At 71.8% G+C, this 18,272-nt stretch carries 17 protein-coding genes; 6 read left to right on the plus strand and 11 right to left on the minus strand.

Annotation, left to right across the window (positions count from 1 at the left end):
* Positions 1-155: 155 nt before the first annotated feature.
* Positions 156-1,403: an ROK family transcriptional regulator gene (locus GFD30_RS01210; protein WP_153023382.1), complete on the plus strand. Its 1,248-nt coding sequence runs from the start codon at positions 156-158 to the stop codon at positions 1,401-1,403.
* Complete coding sequence (locus GFD30_RS01215; protein WP_153023383.1) at positions 1,400-3,616, plus strand: alpha-galactosidase; 2,217 nt, start codon at positions 1,400-1,402, stop codon at positions 3,614-3,616. The genes GFD30_RS01210 and GFD30_RS01215 overlap by 4 nt, the downstream gene beginning before the upstream one ends.
* Positions 3,617-3,757: 141 nt before the next feature.
* Here the strand turns inward: GFD30_RS01215 and GFD30_RS01220 are convergent, their stop codons facing one another.
* The 4 genes from GFD30_RS01220 to GFD30_RS01235 form a co-directional block, all read right to left on the minus strand.
* The gene (locus GFD30_RS01220) at positions 3,758-5,362 is read right to left on the minus strand and encodes a cellulase family glycosylhydrolase (RefSeq protein WP_153023384.1); all 1,605 of its coding nucleotides are present in this window, start codon (positions 5,360-5,362) and stop codon (positions 3,758-3,760) included.
* A gap of 242 nt (positions 5,363-5,604) precedes the next feature.
* A complete protein-coding gene (locus tag GFD30_RS01225) occupies positions 5,605-6,348 on the minus strand; it encodes an HAD family hydrolase (protein ID WP_153023385.1) in 744 nt (247 codons plus the stop codon).
* Positions 6,349-6,404: 56 nt separating this feature from the next.
* The gene (locus GFD30_RS01230) at positions 6,405-6,632 is read right to left on the minus strand and encodes a hypothetical protein (protein WP_227995701.1); all 228 of its coding nucleotides are present in this window, start codon (positions 6,630-6,632) and stop codon (positions 6,405-6,407) included.
* A 104-nt stretch (positions 6,633-6,736) separates the two neighbouring features.
* The gene (locus GFD30_RS01235) at positions 6,737-7,123 is read right to left on the minus strand and encodes a winged helix-turn-helix transcriptional regulator (protein ID WP_153023386.1); all 387 of its coding nucleotides are present in this window, start codon (positions 7,121-7,123) and stop codon (positions 6,737-6,739) included.
* 103 nt (positions 7,124-7,226) lie between these two features.
* Here GFD30_RS01235 and GFD30_RS01240 point away from each other — a divergent pair, with 103 nt between their 5' ends.
* A complete protein-coding gene (locus GFD30_RS01240; RefSeq protein WP_153023387.1) occupies positions 7,227-7,523 on the plus strand; it encodes a DUF1330 domain-containing protein in 297 nt (98 codons plus the stop codon).
* A gap of 77 nt (positions 7,524-7,600) precedes the next feature.
* Here the strand turns inward: GFD30_RS01240 and GFD30_RS26115 are convergent, their stop codons facing one another.
* From GFD30_RS26115 to aztA, 7 genes are all read right to left on the minus strand, one after another.
* Positions 7,601-7,981 carry a hypothetical protein gene (locus GFD30_RS26115; protein ID WP_194201808.1) on the minus strand — a complete coding sequence of 127 codons (381 nt, stop codon included), beginning with the start codon at positions 7,979-7,981 and terminating at the stop codon, positions 7,601-7,603.
* Entirely contained in the window at positions 7,978-9,360 is a 1,383-nt protein-coding gene (locus tag GFD30_RS01245) for an Hsp70 family protein (RefSeq protein ID WP_153023388.1), read from the minus strand. Before GFD30_RS01245 ends, GFD30_RS26115 begins: the two co-directional genes overlap by 4 nt.
* A 151-nt stretch (positions 9,361-9,511) precedes the next feature.
* Entirely contained in the window at positions 9,512-11,494 is a 1,983-nt protein-coding gene (locus GFD30_RS01250; protein WP_153023389.1) for a substrate-binding domain-containing protein, read from the minus strand.
* A 107-nt stretch (positions 11,495-11,601) separates the two neighbouring features.
* The gene (locus tag GFD30_RS01255; protein WP_322632811.1) at positions 11,602-12,393 is read right to left on the minus strand and encodes an ABC transporter ATP-binding protein; all 792 of its coding nucleotides are present in this window, start codon (positions 12,391-12,393) and stop codon (positions 11,602-11,604) included.
* Complete coding sequence (locus tag GFD30_RS26580) at positions 12,390-13,445, minus strand: FecCD family ABC transporter permease (RefSeq protein WP_322632812.1); 1,056 nt, start codon at positions 13,443-13,445, stop codon at positions 12,390-12,392. Before GFD30_RS26580 ends, GFD30_RS01255 begins: the two co-directional genes overlap by 4 nt.
* A complete protein-coding gene (locus tag GFD30_RS01265; RefSeq protein ID WP_153023391.1) occupies positions 13,442-14,488 on the minus strand; it encodes an ABC transporter substrate-binding protein in 1,047 nt (348 codons plus the stop codon). Before GFD30_RS01265 ends, GFD30_RS26580 begins: the two co-directional genes overlap by 4 nt.
* A gap of 88 nt (positions 14,489-14,576) precedes the next feature.
* Positions 14,577-15,299 (minus strand): zinc ABC transporter ATP-binding protein AztA, encoded by a 723-nt coding sequence (gene aztA / locus GFD30_RS01270; RefSeq protein WP_153023392.1) that lies wholly within the window; start codon positions 15,297-15,299, stop codon positions 14,577-14,579.
* Positions 15,300-15,312: 13 nt separating this feature from the next.
* On the opposite strand from aztA, the gene aztB reads away from it, so the two are divergent.
* Genes aztB through aztC form a run of 3 tightly spaced genes read left to right on the plus strand, consistent with a single transcriptional unit; the run spans position 15,313 to position 18,232 of the window.
* The gene (gene aztB, locus GFD30_RS01275; protein WP_322632814.1) at positions 15,313-16,146 is read left to right on the plus strand and encodes a zinc ABC transporter permease AztB; all 834 of its coding nucleotides are present in this window, start codon (positions 15,313-15,315) and stop codon (positions 16,144-16,146) included.
* A gap of 11 nt (positions 16,147-16,157) precedes the next feature.
* A complete protein-coding gene (locus GFD30_RS01280; RefSeq protein ID WP_153023394.1) occupies positions 16,158-17,306 on the plus strand; it encodes a hypothetical protein in 1,149 nt (382 codons plus the stop codon).
* Positions 17,300-18,232 (plus strand): zinc ABC transporter substrate-binding protein AztC, encoded by a 933-nt coding sequence (gene aztC / locus GFD30_RS01285; protein WP_153023395.1) that lies wholly within the window; start codon positions 17,300-17,302, stop codon positions 18,230-18,232. Before GFD30_RS01280 ends, aztC begins: the two co-directional genes overlap by 7 nt.
* Positions 18,233-18,272 lie beyond the last annotated feature (40 nt).

Here is an 18,272-nt window from a genome sequence, read left to right on the forward strand (position 1 = left end):
GTACCGTACGCAGACGCCGGCGACTTTGTCAACTATCCGTATCAAGTATTCGCGCTGGGCCGGGTGCGAAACTCTGCAGAACCAGACATACAAGGGCAGACATCGGCGACCGGGCAGCCCGATACCGTTGCTTGAGCGCAAACCGAGGAGTAGCAATGCAGACGACGTCGCCACCGCCGGCCGAGGGCCGACCGCCCCGGGCTCCGCTCAGCGGCCTGGAGCGCAGCGCCCTCCGGGAGCTGCTGATCCACGGGCCGAAGTCGCGGGCGGAGATCGCTCGCGACCTGGGCATCTCGCGGACGAGCCTCACGGTGGTCATGCGGGCCCTCATCGAGCAGGGCCTGGTGGCCAGCGGGGCTCTCGAGCTGCGCGGGCCGACCGGGCGGCCCAGCGAGGTCCTCCACATCCGGCCGGAGGGCAGGCGGTTCCTCGGCGTCAAGCTGACCAGCGACCGGCTCTTCGCCGTCGTCACCGACCTCAAGGCGCAGGCGCTCGCGGAGTACGACGAGCCCTTGGCGTCGCGGCGGGTCGAGGACGTCGTCGCGCAGATCGGCGGCGTCCACGAGCGCCTGTCGGCGCAGTTCCCCGGGATCGCCGCGGCGGGGATCGGGCTGGCGGGCGACGTGATCGCCGTGGGCGGGCACCAGATCGTGCGGGAGTCGCCGTTCCTGGGCTGGCGCGAGGTGCCGCTGGCCGAACTGGTGACCGAGCGGTTGGGCGTGCCCGCCGCCGCGGAGAACGACGTCCGCGCCCTGACGGTGGCCGAGCACTGGTTCGGCATCGGCGTGGGGTACGAGTCGATGGTGCTCATCACCGTCGGTGCGGGGGTCGGGGTCGGCATCGTCGTGGACGGGAGGGTCATGACCGGCGCCAACGGCAGGGCCGGCAGCCTCGAGCACCTGCCGGTCGACCCGGGCGGCCCGCGGTGCGCGCGCGGCCACCGCGGCTGCGTCGGCTCATACCTCTCGAACGCGGCGATCGTCGGCGCGCTGCGCACTCCGGGCCTGGACTATGCGAGCGTCGTCGCGCTCGCGCGCAGCGGCGACCCCGCCGCGGAGCAGGCGTTCCGCGAGGCCGGCCACGCACTCGGCGTCCTGGTGGCGGTGCTGGCGAACACCGTGGACCCGCAGAAGATCGTCGTCACCGGCGACGGCATCGCCGTGACCGAGTTCGCCCGCGGCGAGCTCGACGCCGCGATCGCGGCGAACCGCGACCCCGACGGGGCGCCGATCGCCCTCGACGTCCAGCCGTTCGAGTTCGACGAATGGGCCCGGGCCGGCGCCGTGCTCGCCATCCGGGACTTCCTCGGGCGCGACCAGGAGTTAGTGATTTTATTTGACAAAGTCAGGCGGCTTGTCGATACTGGGTCGGCCCCGAACCCGTCTACCGAGGAGTCCGCATGACCGAACCGCGAGCCGTCGCCGAAGTCCCGCGCCTCAGGCACGCCGACACCGCGCCGAACGGAACCGCCGCGGGCGGCCCCGGCGGTCGCGACGAGGGCGGGCAGACCCGGGTGCTCTCGGCCGGCGGCGTATCGGTGGTCGTGCACCTGCCCGAGCACGGACTCCCCGAGGTGCTGCACTGGGGCCGGGACCTCGGCGACCTCACCGACAGGGACTTCGAGCAGCTTCGACTGGCGCGCGCACGGCCGGTCTCGCCCAGCGCGCTCGACGAGCCGTGGCCGCTCACCCTGGTGCCGGGCGAGCATGACGGCTGGGAGGGACGCCCCGCCTTCGCCGCGCACCGCGCGGGCCGGGCCCAATATCCGGAGTGGACCGTCGTCGGCTCCGGATCGGAGACCGGCGTCGCCGCCGGGACGCTGCACGTCCGGGCCGAGGCCCCCGGTCTCCTCCTCCGCAGCGAACTCCACCTCGACGACGCCGGGGTCCTGCGCATCGCGCACGAGGTCACGAACACCGGAGACCGGCCGCTGTCGCTCGCCGCGCTCGAAGCGGTGCTGCCCGTGGACGACCGCGCCGCGGAGGTCCTCGACTTCACCGGCCGCTGGACCCGCGAACGGTCCCCGCAGCGCCGGACCCTGGCACAGGGCAGCCACGCGCGCGAGACCCGGCGCGGGCGCACCGGCCACGACACGCCGTTCGCCCTCGTCCTCGGCACCGCCGGCTTCGACACCGCCGCAGGCGAACTGTGGGCGGTCCACCTCGCCTGGAGCGGCGACGCCGTCTACCGCCACGACGCCCTCCCCGAGGCGCGGACCGTTCTGGGAGCGGGACCACTTCTGCGGCCCGGCGAGATCGACCTCGCCCCCGGCGAGTCCTTCCGCACCCCCGACGCCGTGTTCGTCTGGACCGACCGGGGCCTCGACGGGCTCGGCGACCGCTTCCACCGCTCGCTGCGCGCCCGGCCCTCGCACCCCCGCACTCCCCGCCCGGTCGTGCTGAACACCTGGGAAGCCGTCTACTTCGCACACGACCTCGACCGCCTCACCACCCTCGCCGACACCGCCGCCGGCATCGGCGTCGAACGGTTCGTCCTCGACGACGGCTGGTTCCGCGGCCGCCGCGACGACACCGCCGGCCTCGGCGACTGGACCGTCGACGCGCAGGTGTGGCCCCGAGGGCTGCATCCGATCGCGGACCGGGTCCGCTCCCTGGGCATGCAGTTCGGGCTCTGGTTCGAACCCGAGATGGTCAACCCCGACTCCGACCTCGCACGCGAGCACCCCGAATGGCTCCTCCAGCCCCTGACGGCGCGGGCGTGGCGCGGCCAGTACGTCCTCGACCTCACCCGGCCGGCGGCGTTCGAGTACCTCCTCGCCTCGATCTCCGCGATCGTCGGCGAATACCGGCTCGACTACATCAAATGGGACCAGAACCGCGACCTCATCGAAGCCGTCCACGACGGACGCGCGAACGTCCACCGGCACACCGAGGCCGTGTACCGCCTCATCGACCGGCTGCGGATGCTGCACCCGGACCTGGAGATCGAGTCCTGCGCCTCGGGCGGCGCCCGCGTCGACCTCGGCGTTCTCGAACGGACCGACCGCGTCTGGGCCTCCGACACCAACGACCCGGTCGAACGCCTCGCCATCCAGCGCTGGACCGAGCTGCTCCTCCCCCTCGAGCTCATCGGCTCCCACATCGGCCCGCCGACCGCCCACACCACCCACCGGCAGTCGAGTCTGGACTTCCGGATCGCCGTCGCCCTCTTCGGTTCCGCGGGCATCGAATGGGACATCACCTCGTGCACCCCGGCCGAACTCGACCGGCTGCGCCACGGCATCGCCTGCTACCGCCGCCTCCGCGGACTCCTCCACACCGGAACGCTCACCCACCCCGATACCGGCGACACGGGCGTGACCGCGACCGCCGTCGTCGACGACGACCGCAGCCACGCGGTCGTGCGCGTCGCACGGCACGCCACCGGGAACCGCGCGCTCGCCACCGCGCTCCGCGTACCGGGCCTCGATCCGGAGAGCCGGTACCGCGTCTCGCCCGTGCGCGAACTGCCGGTGCCGCGAGGGCTCGACGCGGCGCCGCCGCACTGGCTGGAGCACGGGTCCCTGCTGCTCCCCGGCGCGGTGATCGCCGATGTGGGCCTGCAGCTCCCGCTCCTCGCGCCCGGAGAGGCACTCGTCCTCGAGATCACGCGCTGACCGCCCGGCGAGGCGATCGACGACGCCGGACATGAGGACCTGCTGGTCACGCTCGCGCGTCGGCGAGCGGCCCTGCGACGGAGGGGACCTGACGAGTCGAGGTGCCGGTCGCGACCGGCACCTCGACATGGCGGTGGGTCGCTATCGGAGGGCCCAGCGCTGGTTGGCGGCGCCGGTGCAGGTCCAGAGGATGATCGGGGTGCCGTTGGCGGTGGCGGCGCCGTTGGCGTCGAGACATAGTCCGTTGTGGACGTTGGTGATGGTGCCGTCGGCGTTGGCGGTCCACTTCTGGTTGTTGCCGCCGTGGCAGTCCCAGATGGCCGCCTTGGTGCCGGCGGCGGTCCCCCAGCGTGCGGCTTCGAGGCATTTGCCGCTGACCCGCAGTTCACCTGCGGCGGTGCGGGTGAACGCCTGGTTGGTGCGCTGGTTGCAGTCCCACAGCTGCGCCTGGGTCCCGTTCGCCGTGGACGCGTTCGGGATGTCCAGGCACCGGTTCGAAGCCGCGCCGACGATCGCCACGGAGGTGGACGGCTGGCCCGTTCCGAGGCCGGTCATGATGGCGTCGACGATGCCCGGTTGGGTCACCGAGTTGTTGGACCGGTTGAACAGCCCGAACCCGTACTGCCCGTTGTAGCCGTTGTCCCAGTAGATCGTGGCGGCGCCGTACTTCTTGGCGGTGGACACCAGTGTGCGCGCGAAGTCCTGCCGGTACCGGTTGTTCGCCGAGTCGTGCGAGGACTTGTCGATGGCGCCGTACTCGCCGACCACGACGGGGTAGCCCTTGGTGACGAAGGCGTCGTAGGTCTTCTTCAACTGGGAATCCATGTAGTCCTCCTGGCCCCAGGTGGACGTCTTCGACGGATTCGCGGCGCCCGGCCCCCACTGGGTGATGGTCCCGTTCTCCTCTCCGGCGAAGTCCCACGGCGAGTAGTAGTGGACCGAGATCATGATCCGCCGCTCCGCGCTGGGGATGGCGGGAGACCGGTGGTTGTCGGACGGGATCGCGAATCCCCAGTTGCCGGTCGTGTAGTCGATGTTGGTGTTCCAGCCGGGGACCAGCAGCCACCGCGAGGCGTTGTTCCCGCCGGTCTGGCGCACGGTGTCGACGAAGATCTGGTTGTAGGCGTTGATGTTCGAGTAGCACGGCTGGGTCGGGTCGCCGTACTGGCCGTCGAAGTTCTCGTTCATCGACTCGAGGATCAGGTGCTGGTCGTAGTCGCGGAACCTGGTGGCGATCTGCTGCCAGGCCCGCTGGTACTTGGCCTTGATCGCGGTCTGGTTCGCCGCGTCGCAGATGAGCCAGGAGCCGCCGACGGTCTTGTACCCGTCGCCGTGCATGTTGATCACGACGTACATGCCACGGTCGTAGGCGTAGTCGACGACCTGCTGGACGCGGTTCAGCCAGGTCGGGTTGATCGTGTAGTCAGGGCCAGGACCGATGTGGTTCAGGTACGACACCGGGATGCGGATCGTGTCGAACCCGGCCGCCTGCACGCGGTCGATGAGCGCCTGTGTCACGGCGGGGTTGCCCCACGCGGTTTCGCTCGGGACGCCGTTGGCGTTGGCCTCCAGGCTGTTGCCAAGGTTCCAGCCCGCTCCCATCTCGGCGACGATCTGCGAGGCGTTCAACTGCGTCATGGTGTCGGCCGACGCCGGCGGCGGCCAACTGGCGACCGACAGCCCGACTGCCACCGCCGAGAGCACGGCCGCGAACGCGGCCCTGAACCTGATCCTTGTAGCGCCCACGAGGGCCCCCTTTTCACATCTTCCCGATCGCCGCCGACGTTCGAAGGCCAGCGCCTTCGCTTCGCTCCCGCGGCGGTCCGACCGAGCCGGAGCGGCTCACGAACGTTTGTTGGACCAACTGCTAAAACAATCATCCATGACAATATTTCCAATTGTCAATGGTTGGTCCGGGAGGTCGGATCGGTCGCTCGGCAGGCGGCACGGGCCGGTTCGACAGTCCGCCGCCGTCCGGGGATCGAGTGCTAGGCGGCTCGGCTGAATCGGCGCGGCTCGGCGAGGAGCGCGGGCAGCTCCGCGAGGGAGGTGATCCGCATGGGGCCGTCCGGTTCCGGTTCGGTTCCGCTCCGGTCGAGCCAGATGCCGGTGAGTCCGGCGGCGTCGGCCGCCCGGGCGTCGTTGTCGGCCAGGTCGCCGACGTAGGCGACGGCTTCGGGCGGCAGGTCGAGCGCGGCGCAGGCGGCGTGGAAGGCCGCGGCCGCGGGCTTCGCGACACCGAGCTCCTCGGCGCAGGCCAGCACCTCGAAGCGGTCGCGGATGCCCAGGGCGCGGAGCTTCTGGTCCTGCTGGAAGGCGGCGTTGTTGGAAAGCACCCCGTGCCGGTATCCGGCGGCGAGCGCGTCCAGCGCCGGCACGGTGTCGGGGAACGCCCGCCAGTGGCGTTGATAGGCGCCCAGGTAGCCGCCGAACCAGGCATCGGCCTCGTCGTCGGTGAACGCCCGGCCCGCGAGGGCGCGCGCCCGCTCCCGCCGCTGGTCCTGGAAGGTCAGCGCCCCGTCGAGATAGCGCCGCACGAACGCCTCCGACACCTCGTGCCAGTGGGCGGCGGCCTCGTCCTCGGAGCCGTACCGCCCGAGCAGCCCTTCGGACGCGAGGTGCTCGAGCGCCGCGAGCCGCTCCGCACCCGAATGGTCGAACAGCGTGTCGTCGACGTCCCACAGCACCGCGGCGATCCGCCCGTCGCCGGCGGTGGCGTTACGGCCGCTCATGGGCGACAAGCGGATCGGCTGCGGAGGATCACTTGCGGAATGCTACTCGGCCCCCATCAGAGCGCCAACGTGACGCGGCGGGCGGCGATCGCGGTGCCGCTGAGGCGAATCCCGGCGTGCGAGCCGGCCGGTGCGGCCGCGGTGATCGCGGCGGGGCTCCCGAGCGCATCGCCCATGTCCACGGTGATGGAGCCGAGGCCCTGTCCGGCGAGCATCGCGGCGAGGCAGGCGGTGCTGTCGGCGTCGGCGATGTCCTCTTCGACGCCGATCGAGGGCGCGGACATGCGCGCCGCCAGACGGCCGTCGCCGTCGGGACGGCTGTAGGCGTAGCAACCGAGGAGCCCAGCCGGTCGCAGACGGCACGGAGCCGTCCCGTGCGCAGACCGGGTCATGACCGGTTGCGCCGGCCGTCGCCGGCGTCCTCGGCGGCAGCGGGCGGGGCGTCGGCGAGTTCGGCGGCCCACCTTTGCGACCACTCGATGAGCGGATCAAGGGACTCGCGGGCGTCGCGTCCGAGCGGGGTGAGGGAGTAGCCGTCGTCGGGCAGCACCTCGACGAGCCGGGCTTCTTGGAGCTCGGTGAGCCGCTGCCGCAGGACGCTCGACGACATGCCGTCGCAGCGCCGCTGCAGGAGCCGGAAGCCGAGCGGCCCGTTCCTCAGCTCCCAGACGATGCGCAGCGTCCAGCGGCGCCCGAACAGGTCCAGTGCCGCCATCAGCGATCGGCCGGTGGTGGAACCGCGGACCGGCCGGCCCGGCATCGGCGTCGCGTTCATGGCTCTCCGTCGAACTCTTGCGCTTCGGATATCGAAGCAGTAGTATCGCACATCGCCGGCGCTTCGGAATCCGAAGCGCTCATTCCAACACTGGAGGTTCCACATGCCCAAGGGCTACTGGGTCAGCGTCTACCCCGCCATCGAGGACCCCGAGGGACTCGAGTCCTACAACGAGCTGGCAGGTGTGGCCGTCAAGGCCGCAGGCGGACGGCTACTCGCCGGCATCGGCAGCCGGGTCGCCGCATACGAGGCCGGGATCGCCGAGCGCGTCGTCCTGATCGAGTTCGACAGCTTCGAACGGGCGGTCGCCGCATACGAGAGCGCGGCCTACGAGAAGGCGCTGGCCGAACTCCCCGCCGGCTTCGAACGCGACTTCCGCATCATCGAAGCCCTCGACTGACGATCAGGCTGCGCCGCAACGATCCCGACGCCGGCCCCGGGGTTCACCGCCTCGTCCCCCGTTCTCCCGGCGAATGGCTACCAGAAGGCGTCGGGTGCGACCTCATTACAGTAGGCGGCCAGGAGGAAGGCCCCCAGCACCAGGCCCGCCGCCTGTCCGGCGGCGGTGATGCCGCGGCGATTGCGGGCCCGGGCGTCGGCGGGCCGCGGCACCGCCGCGAACCAGTCCTGGGTGCGCTGCCGCGACAGGTTCACGATGACGGCGACGGGCAGCACGATCAGCAGCAGGCCCAGCAGGAAGTTCCAGTTCGAAATGGCCGCCGAGTTCGGGAGCATCGGCATGACGGCGACCGGGACCGCGAGCGATGTGTACACCCCGAGCACGGGCGCCCATCTGATGCGCCGCAGGAGCAGCGCCACCGAGGCGGCGGAAGCGCACATGGCAAGGAAGACGATCACGTAGGCACCGCCGAACAGGAGATCCCAGCTGTACAAGTACAGCGCGCCCACCTCGATCCCGGTCTCGATCGCGCCACCCCACAACGGCAGGAACGGCATGGCCTGCAACGCCAGGAGCACCGCGGCGACGACGACCGGCACGGGCACGCGCGCCGCTGCCGCACCCTTGGTCCTCGGCTGCCCGGGATCCGGAGGCAGCGGCCGGCGGTCGGTGTGCTGCGGCACCGACGCGACGGGGACGGGGGAGGCAGGGGGCTCGGTCGGTAGTCCATGCGCGGCGCCGGCTCGACCGGCGGTGTCCCGGAGGCGGCGGGCGGCATCGGGTCTGCGGCGTGCTCGTCGTCCGGCGGCGCGGCCAGGCTGCCTTCGGCGACGACCAGCTCCGGGTGGTCGATCGCGGTCGGCGCGAGGCCCAGGGCCTGGTGGAGCATGGTGGCGACGAGCGGCATACGGGAGGCGCCCCCTACGAGGAACACCCCCGCGGTCGCGGCCGGCAAGAGCCCGGCTGCGGCGATGACCGCCCGGGTCACCTTGACGGTCGGGGCCAGGAGCGGCCGAGCCAGGTCGTCGAGTTCACCGCGAGTGAGGTGCGATTCTCGGTTCGAAGCCGGGAGCGTGACCGCTGCATGGCTGTAGGTCGAGAGGCTCTCCTTGGCGAGACGGATCTCTTCCTGCAGTTCCTGGCGGTGGCGGCCCTGCCCGTCCTCACCTGCTTCATCGGGATGCTGGAGACGCAGGTGGTCGGCGATCGCCGCGTCGATGTCGAGGCCGCCGAGGTCGTCGCGTCCGTCCTGGGCCAGCACCGTGAAACCGCCGTCGCGCCGCTCCACCACTGTCGCGTCGAAGGTGCCCGCGCCGAGGTCGTACACCACGACCGTTTGTCCCTCGCCGATCCGGTGGCCCAGGCGGTGCAGGAAGTACGCGGCCGCCGCCACGGGCTCGGGCAGGAGCCGCACCGCGCCGAGCCCCGCGCGTTCGGCGGCGTCGGTGATGACCAGTCTTCGGGTCGGCCCCCACGTCGCGGGAACGGTGACCGTGACCGACACCGGCACCCCGGCGACCCGCTTCGCCTCGGCCCGCACGCGCCCCAGGACCGCTGCGATCGCGTCGGGGACGGCGACCTCCCTGCCGCCCAGGAGCATCGCGTCGGCATCGATCCAGCGTTTCGGATGCGGTTCCAGGGCGGCGGGCCTGCGCCGCCCCTGTTGCAGTGCGGCCCTGCCGACGATCAACTCGCTCCCATCGGCGAACACCGCCGACGGCAGGAGCGGCGACCCCTCGAAGATCAGCGGTCGGCCTGGGCCGCCCTCGGAGCCGAGCATCGCGATGGTGTGAGAAGTCCCGAAATCGATGCCGAGTTCGATCCGCTTGTCCGTCACCGGTCGCGCCTCCTTCCAGATCCGTGCCCTCGCCGCACGGCGATGCCGTTGCCACTCATCCGATACCCGTGCGAACCGCCGCGTCCGACGAGTCCCGTTTCGAGACGGGCGGTTCGCAGATGCCCCCCGCGGTGAACGCACGCGGCCGCCGTCACCCGGGGTCGAGGTAGCCGGAGTCGATCAGCACCTCCTGGCAGTTCTGCGCATCCACGGCGACCGGTTCGAGGTACACCGAAGGGACGTCGGCGGCGGCCGCGGCGGGGTCCTCCCCGGCGAGGACCGTCGCTAGCAGGTCCACTGTGGCCTGCGCAAGCGTACTCGGGTCGTTGAAGACCGTCATGGCCTGGAGGCCGTCCTCCAGGTACGCCAGGGATTCCGCGCTCGGGTCGTGGCCCACCACCAGCGGCATCGCGATGTCGGCGTTCTGGATCGCGTCGATGACGCCCGCGGTGATGCCGTCGTACGGGGACAGGACCGCGTCGAGCCGGGTCCCGTCGTCGTAGAAGGACGCCAGCAGGTCCTCCATGCGGGACCGGGCGAGTGCGGAATCCCATCGCTCGGTGGCGGTCTGCTCCAGACTCGTCTGCCCGGAGGGCACCACGAGCCGGCCTTGTTCCACATAGGGCCGCAGCACCTCCCAAGCGCCGTCGAAGAAGAGCCGGGCCACGGGGTCGGAGGACGCGCCCGCGAAGACCTCCAAGCGGAAGGGACCGGTCTGACCGTCGAGTCCGAGCCGGTCCACTATGTACTGGCTCTGGAGCGCCCCGACCCGCGCGAGGTCGAACCCGACGTAGTAGTCGGCGACGGCCCCGTCCTCGACCAGGCGGTCGTACGCGACGACGGGCACGCCCGCGTCCCTGGCCCGTTCGAGCGCGTCCCGCTCGGCGGCCGGGTCGATCACTGCGACCACCAGGGCGTCGACGCCGTCCTCCAGCATGCGCTCGATCTGGGTGGCTTGGGAGTCGGCGGTGCCGTCGGCGTACTGGAGCAGGACGTCATGGCCTGCGGCCTCGAACAGGGAGGTGAGCTGTTCGCCGTCGTAGTTCCAGCGGGGTTCGGAGTTGTGGGGCAGCGCGATCCCGATCCGCTTCGCGTCCCCGCCGGAACCGCCGCCGAGCGAATCGTCGCGGTCCAGCAGCAGCCACAGTGGAACGGCCGCCGCGAGCGCCGCGACGACGCCGGCCAGGAGCGCCCGCCGGGCCGGCCCGCGCTTCGCGTCGGGCGGCGTCGGCTGCACGACGGTGTCGCCGGCAGGGAACGGCGCAGCTGGGCCGGACCGGCCCGGCGCGAAGTCGGGCACCCCGGCATCCGGGTCGACCGCGGTGGGAGGGTCGGTCACGGCGGTGAGCCCGACTCGGAGCTCGTCCGTGGTCGGGCGCTGCTCGGGCGCCTTGGCAAGGCAGGCTTCGAGGACCGGGCGCAGCCGATGCGGGACGCCGTCGAGCCGCGGCGGTTCGGAGAGGACGCGGTGGATGACCGCGGGCACCGTGGAGGCGTCGAACGGGCCGTTCCCGGTGGCGGCGAACGCGAGCACGCAGCCGAGTGCGAACACGTCGCTCGGGGTCCCGGCCGTGTCGGCGGTGATCTGCTCGGGCGACATGAACCCGTACGTGCCGAGCACGGTTCCGGTCCCCGTGAGCGTGCTGGCGTCCACCGCCCGCGCGATGCCGAAGTCGATGATGCGCGGCCCGTCCTCGGCCATGATCACGTTGCTCGGCTTGAGGTCGCGGTGGATGAGCCCGCAGGCGTGGATGGCGGCCAGGCCCTCGGCGAGGCCGACCCCGAGGGCCGCCGCCGCGGCCGGGCCCAAGGGCCCGTGCTCGAACACGTGCTCCCGCAGCGTGGGCCCGGGGATGTGGGCGGTGGCGAGCCAGGGCCGCTCGGCCTCCGGGTCGGCGTCGACGACGTGCGCGGTGCGGTCCCCCGCGACCCGCCGCGCCGCGGCGAACTCGCGCGCGAACCGCTCGCGGTACTCGGGGCTGACGGCGAGTTCGGGGTTGAGCAGCTTGACGGCCGCACGGCGGCCGTCCCCGTCCTCCCCCAGGTACACCTGGCCCATCGCACCCGCGCCCAACCGCGCGATGAGGGTGTACGGCCCGATCCGCTCCGGATCGCCTCCACGCAACGACTCCACCGGCCACTCTCCGATTCGACACACGCAATGTCTTGCAGGACAACCGGACCAATCTGACCTGGGCCGCCATCGTTCCGTCCCGACTCCGTCACCGCGGGAGCACTGCCTCACGGCTGGCCGGGCGCCACGGCGGGTCGATGCGGCGTGAACGCGATCTGCGGCCGTCCAGTGGCATCGCCGATGCTCACCGCCGCTTCGACTTCGTAGACCTCGGCGATGAGGTCGGCGGTGAGGACTTCGGCGGGGGTTCCGGCCGCGACCGCCCTGCCGTCCTTGAGGACCAGGAGCGAATCGCAGAACATCGCCGCGAGGTTGAGGTCGTGCAGGGCCGCGATCGTCGTGACCGGCAGTTCGCAGACGAGTCGAAGCAGGTCGAGCTGGTGCCGGATGTCCAGGTGGTTGGTGGGTTCGTCGAGCAGGAGTTCGCGGGGCCGCTGCGCGAGCGCGCGTGCGATGTGGACGCGCTGGCGCTCTCCCCCGGAGAGCCGGTGCCAGAACTGCCCGGCCTTCGCGGTGAGCCCGGTGCGCGCCAACGCTTCGGCGACGGCCTCGTCGTCGGCGCCGCGATCGCCGCCGAAGGCGCCGCGGTGCGGGATGCGGCCGAGGGCCACGATATGGCGCACCGTGAGATCCGCGGTGGTGTCGGCGTGCTGGGTGACCGCGGCGATGGCGCGAGCGGCCTCGCGGCGGGGCACCGTCGGCAGCGCGCGGGCGTCGAGGGTCACGACTCCGGCGGTGGGCCGTGCGATGCCCGCGAGCAGGCGGATGAGGGAGGACTTGCCCGAGCCGTTCGGGCCGAGGAGGCCGACGGTCTCGCCGGGCTCCGGGCGCAGTGAGACGCCGTCGACGACGAGTCTGCCGCCCCGGTCCCAGGAGACCTCGCGGGCCTGGAGCGTCACAGGGTCCTCCTTCGGTGGAACATGATCGCGATGAACACCGGGACGCCGACCAGCGCGGTGCTGACGCCGATCGGCAGCGGCGAGGGCGAGAAGGCGACCCGCGAGAGGGCGTCGACCCAGACCATGAAGACGGCGCCGACGAGCGCGGTGACCGGCACGAGGCGCAGGTGGAGCGGCCCGGCGAGGTACCGGGCCGCGTGCGGCAGGACGAGGCCGACGAATCCGATCGCGCCGGCGATGCTGACCATGACCGCGGTCAGCAGCGCCGCTGCGGCTATGAGCACGGCGCGCTCCCGTCTGACGTGGACGCCCAGGGAGGCGGCGACCTCGTCGCCGAACGCGAAGGCGTCGAGGACGTGTGCGCGCGCCAGGCACAGGACGGTCCCGGCGAGCGCGGCGATCCCGCACAGGGCCGCACCGTTCCAGCGGACGCCTTCGAGCGATCCCAGGAGCCAGAACATGACGCCGCGGGTCGCGTCCGAGTCGGCGAACGCGAAGATCACGAACGAGGTGAGCGCGGAGAACATCTGGGTGACCGCGATCCCGGCGAGGATGAGCTTGTCGTCGCCGCCGCCGGCGAGGCGCGCGATGAGCAGGACCGCGGCGAAGGAGACGAGCGAACCGACGAACGCGCCGCCGGGCACCCCGAAGCCGGCGGTGCCGACGCCGAGGATCGCGACGACCACCGCACCGGAGGAGGCGCCCGAGGAGATCCCCAGCACGTACGGGTCGGCGAGCGGGTTGCGCAGCAGCGACTGGAGGACGAGGCCGCACAGGCCGAGTCCGGCGCCGCAGGCGGCGGCCACGAGCGCGCGTGGCAGCCGGTCCTGCCACACGATCGCCTCTTTGGAGACGCGCACCGGGATCTCTGCTCCCGCAAGGTGGTTGAGAAGGATGTCGCGCACGTTCATCAGGGACACGTCGGCGGGGCCGAGCGTGATCGCCGCGCCGATCGAGGCGAGCAGGAGGGCGAGGGCGCCGAGGCTGACAGCGGCGAACTGCAGGCGCGTCCCTCCGCGCGGGGGTGCGGCCTCCGCGAGCGCGGTGGTCACGCGGCGGCCTCGATGGACTGCAGTCCGGCGGCGAGCGCCTCGATCCCGTCGACCATCCGGATCGAGGGGTTGAGCTCGGCGCCGGTCAGCAGAATGAACCGCTCCTCGGCCACGGCGGTGAGGTCCTTGGTGACCGGGTCGGTGGTGAGGAACTCGATCTTCTCCGCGGCCTGGTCGCCGGGCCAGCGTTCGCGGGCGAGGTCGGCCAGGACGATGACGTCGGGGTCGCGGTCGACGACGGTCTCCCATGTGGTGGCGGGCCAGTCGTCGGCGAGGTCGCCGAACGCGTTCTCGGCGCCGACCTGGTCGGCGAGGAGCGCGGGTGCGCCGAGCCCGCCGGCGATGTAGGGGGTCTTGAGGTCGGAGAACCAGAATGCGACCGTCAGGCCGGTGCCGGTGATCCCTGCGATCGCGGCCTGGCGGCGGGCTTCGAGTTCGGCGACCAGGTCCTCGCCGCGGCTCGGGACGTCGAAGACCTGGGCGAGTTCGCGGATCTCCTGGTAGAGCGGGTCGAACGTGAGCGGCTCTGTGCGGGTGCCGCCGCCGTTGATGCTGACGCCGCCGTCGCAGTCGGTGGGCGAGAGGTAGGACTCGATCCCGGTCTCGGCGAACCGGTCCCGGCCCGCGACGCCGCCTTGGACGAAGTGGCGGCCGAAGGAGGCGGTGACGAAGTCGGGGTCGGCGCTCATGACCACTTCGTAGGCGGGGGCCTCGTCGGCCAGTCGCGGCACGCCGGAGCCGGCCTCCGCGAGCGATTCCAGGACCGGGTCGGTCCACGAGGCCGTGCCGACGATGCGGTCCTCGAGTCCGAGCGACAGCAGGATCTCCGTCGAGCCCTGGTCGAGGGAGACCACGCGCTGGGGCGCGGCGTCGAAGACGACCTCCTGGCCGCAGTTCTCGACCGTCAGCGGATAGGAGGTCGCGCCTTCGCCTGCGGCGGTGGTCGTCTCGGGGACGGGCTCGGAGGCGCCGCAGCCGGCCAGGGTGGCCAGGAGCAGGAAGGCGGTTGCGGCGGTGGGAAGTGCGCGCGGGCCGGGATGCATCGGAGTTCCCTTCGGGATCTGGTGGACGCGGCCTTCGCGACCGCCTAGCGCGCGCCAGATTAGGCTAGCCTCCCTAATAGTTGAACGTTCATCGATTTTGTGAGGCGGCAGTCACACCATTGGCCGCCTCATCGACCACGAGGCGTCCGTTCGCCAGGGCGATGCGGTGATCGGCGCTCGCGGCGTCCTCGGGATCGTGCGTGGCGTGGACGACCGTCACCCCTCTAGCGCTCTCCTCGGCGAGCAGGGCGGCGATCTGGGCCTTGGCCTCCGCGTCGAGGCCGGTCGCGGGCTCGTCCAAGAGGAGGAGATCCGACTCCTGCGCGAGACCCTGAGCGAGGAGGACGCGCTGGCGCTGCCCGCCCGAGAGCGTGCTCAGCCGGCGGCGGGCGAGTGCGGCGATGCCGAGGCGCTCCATGCACCGGTCGACAATGGACCGGTCTTCCCTGGTGAGGCGCCGCCAGGCGCCCCGATGCGCCCAGCGGCCCATCGCCACCGCCTGCCGGACGGTGATGGGCAGCGCGTCGGGAACCTCGCTGCGCTGGACCACGAGCGCCGCCCGTCCCGCGTGCGTCCGCCGCAGCGCTCCCGATGCGGGAGGGTGAACGCCGGCGAGGACGCCGAGAAGCGTCGACTTCCCCGAGCCGTTGTGTCCGGTGAGAGCCGTGATCTGTTGTGCCGCAATGGAGACGGTGAGTTCGTGCAGTACCGTCACGGCACCGTGGCGTGCGCTCACACCGGTCAGCTCGATCGCGTTCGACATGTCGGGGATCACTCTTCCATGCGGTTGGCTATTGCAAATGATTGTCATTATAGTTCTCGCCGTGGAATGGTTGACCGGCCCCTTCGAGGTGGGCTTCGTGGCGCGAGCACTGTGGGGCGGACTGCTCGTGGCGGTGATCTGCGCCCTCGCGGGCACCTGGGTGGTGCTGCGCGGCATGGCCTTCATGAGCGACGCGATGGCCCACGGCATGCTGCCGGGCGTCGCCATCGCCTCGCTGCTCGGAGGCAGCCTCCTGCTCGGGGCCGCGCTCAGCTCGGTGGCGATGGCCCTGGGCGTCACCGCGCTGTCCCGCTCCTCCCGGCTGTCCAGAGACACCGGGATCGGACTGCTGTTCGTCGGCATGCTCGCGGCAGGCGTCATCATCGTGTCCCGTTCCCAGTCCTTCGCCGTCGACCTCACCGGATTCCTCTTCGGCGACGTGCTGGCGGTGCGCGGCAGTGACCTGCTGGTCCTGGCCGGGGCGCTCGTCGCTGCGCTGCTGATCACCGTCGCGTGCCATCGGTCCTTCACGGCGCTGGCGTTCGACCGCCGGAAGGCCGCGACCCTCGGGCTGCGGCCCGGTCTGGCGCAGGGACTCATGACGGCCCTGCTGACCCTGGCGATCGTCGCGTCCTTCCACGTGGTCGGCACGCTCCTGGTCTTCGGCCTGCTGATCGCACCGCCCGCCGCGATGGCGCTGTGGGCCGACCGGATCCCGGCGATCATGGCCGGCGCCGCCCTCATCGGCGCGGTCGCCACCGTCTGCGGGCTGCTGATCTCCTGGCACTTCGGGACGGCCGCCGGGGCGACCGTCGCCGCGTCCGCCGTCGCCTGCTTCTTCGTCTCCGTGCTGGCCGCCTCGGTCCGCGACCGGATCCCCGCCACCGACCGATGAAAGGACACCGCATGCCGCACGCGACCCGAGCCCGCATCGCCGCCCTGACCGCCGGATGCGCCCTGCTCGCAGGCTGCTCCTCCGGCGCACCGCCGGGCGAGGACGCGCCCACGCCGCACGGGTACGTCGAAGGCGCCGAAGAGACCGCCGAAGCCCAGCTGCGGCTCGTCATGGCCGACACCGAAACGGGCGCGGTCCACATGCTCGACCCCGTCACCGAGGAGACGGTCGAGGTCGCGCAGTTCGAAGGGGCGCAGGCGATGGACACCGACGGCCGCTTCGTCTACATCGGCGGCGCCTCGAGCACCGAGGTGCTTGACAGCGGCGTCTGGACGGTCGACCACGGCGACCACGTGCACTACTACCGCACCGAACCGCGGACCGTCGGCGGGATCGACGGGTCCGGGTTCGCGCCGATCGGCGACCCGGCCGTGACCGTCCTCAACTCGGCGGCGCACGTGATCGCACTCGACCGGGAGTCCCTCGAAGCGGGCGAGGCCGGAGCCAGCGACGAACTCGACGCCGAGGCGGTCCTCCCGTACGGCCGGCGGCTGCTCGCGGTCGACGGCGGAGCGGTCCGGGTTCTGGGCCGCGACGGCTCGCTCGAGTCCGAACTGGACGCGACCTGCGCCGAACCGCAGGGGCAGACCGTCACCCGGCGGGGCGCCGTGTTCGGCTGCCGGGACGGCGCGGTGCTCATCACCGGCGACGACGAGCTGACGGCGGAGACGATCCCGTATCCGGGCGCCGGCGTCGACGGCGGATTCCACCACCGCCCCGGCACCGCGGCTCCGGCCGCCCGCAGCGAGACCGGGGGAATCCTGGTGCTCGACATCAAAGAACGGCGTTGGACCGAGATCCCAGTGCAGGGAGTGGTCGCGGTGACCGCGACCGGTGAGGACTCCCCCGTCCTCGTCCTCACCGACGACGGCGTCCTGCGGTCCTACGACCCCGCCAGCGGCGCCGAACTCGCGCGACTCGCGCTCATGACCATCACCGACGGCGGCACGCCCGCGATCCAAGTGGACACCGCCCGGGCGTACGTCAACGATCCGGCCGGCGCGGCGGTCTACGAGATCGACTACCGCGACGACCTTCGCCTGGCCCGGACCTTCGAGGTCGACTTCCGACCCGACCTCATGGTGGAGACGGGATGGTAGCCGCGATGAAGCGCCGCTCGCTCGCGGCACTGCCGCTCCTCGCCGCCGCCTCGGCAGTGCTGCCGGGCTGCGCCGCCTTCGGATCCGACCGGTCGGGCATCGTCGTGACCACCAACATCCTGGGCGACCTCACCCGGAACGTCGTCGGCGACCAGGTCGAGGTGACGGTCCTGATGGCGGCCGGCGCCGACCCGCACTCCTTCGGCGTCTCCGCGCGGCAGGCCGCCTCGCTCGAACAGGCCGAACTGCTGATCCACAACGGGCTCGGCCTCGAAGAAGGAGTCATCGGGCATGTCGAGGCGGCCGTCGCGGCCGGCGTGCCGGACCTGGCCGTCGGCGAGCACGTCGACCCGATCGACTACAGCGCCGACGCGACCGCAGGCCTGCCCGATCCGCACTTCTGGACCGATCCGGTGCGAGTGGGCGAGGCCGTGGACCTCATCGCCGACCGCGTGATCGAACAGGTCTCGGGCATCGACGCCGAACAGGTCCGCGCCGACGCCGAGGCCTACCGGGCGCAGATCGACGAGCTGCACGAGCACACCACCGCGCTGTTCGGCCGGATCCCCGAGGAGCACCGCAAGCTCGTCACCGACCACCACGTCTTCGGCTACCTGGCGCAGCGCTACGACTTCGAGATCATCGGCGCGGTCATCCCCAGCGGCACCACCCTCGCCTCGCCCAGCGCCTCCGATCTGAAGGACCTCGCCGACGCCGTCGCCGCGTCCGGCGTCCCCGCCGTGTTCGCCGACTCCGCCCAACCGGACCTGCTCGTCCAGGCCATGGCCGAGGAGACCGGCGTGGACATCGAGGTGATCCCGCTGTTCACCGAGTCGCTCACCGAGCCCGGACAAGGCGCCGGGACCTACCTGGAGATGGCCCGCAGCAACGCCGAAGCGATAGCCGGAGGCCTTGCGGGCCACTGACATCCTTCCTCCCGCACACGAGCGGGAGGACCGCCCGACC

The organism is Glycomyces albidus, assembly GCF_009451885.1.
GTDB classification, from domain to species: Bacteria; Actinomycetota; Actinomycetes; order Mycobacteriales; family Micromonosporaceae; genus Glycomyces; species Glycomyces albidus.

What these genes read in the sequence shown, in the direction of transcription:
- GFD30_RS01235 (WP_153023386.1), bottom strand. Translation starts at nt 7,123, where the DNA reads ATGAACGCGACGCCGATGCCGGGCCGGCCGGTCCGCGGTTCCACCACC.
- GFD30_RS01280 (WP_153023394.1), top strand. Translation starts at nt 16,158, where the DNA reads ATGCCGCACGCGACCCGAGCCCGCATCGCCGCCCTGACCGCCGGATGC.
- GFD30_RS01210 (WP_153023382.1), top strand. Translation starts at nt 156, where the DNA reads ATGCAGACGACGTCGCCACCGCCGGCCGAGGGCCGACCGCCCCGGGCT.
- aztA (WP_153023392.1), bottom strand. Translation starts at nt 15,299, where the DNA reads ATGACAATCATTTGCAATAGCCAACCGCATGGAAGAGTGATCCCCGAC.
- aztC (WP_153023395.1), top strand. Translation starts at nt 17,300, where the DNA reads ATGGTAGCCGCGATGAAGCGCCGCTCGCTCGCGGCACTGCCGCTCCTC.
- GFD30_RS01230 (WP_227995701.1), bottom strand. Translation starts at nt 6,632, where the DNA reads ATGTCCGCGCCCTCGATCGGCGTCGAAGAGGACATCGCCGACGCCGAC.
- GFD30_RS01265 (WP_153023391.1), bottom strand. Translation starts at nt 14,488, where the DNA reads ATGCATCCCGGCCCGCGCGCACTTCCCACCGCCGCAACCGCCTTCCTG.
- GFD30_RS01225 (WP_153023385.1), bottom strand. Translation starts at nt 6,348, where the DNA reads ATGAGCGGCCGTAACGCCACCGCCGGCGACGGGCGGATCGCCGCGGTG.
- GFD30_RS01215 (WP_153023383.1), top strand. Translation starts at nt 1,400, where the DNA reads ATGACCGAACCGCGAGCCGTCGCCGAAGTCCCGCGCCTCAGGCACGCC.
- GFD30_RS01240 (WP_153023387.1), top strand. Translation starts at nt 7,227, where the DNA reads ATGCCCAAGGGCTACTGGGTCAGCGTCTACCCCGCCATCGAGGACCCC.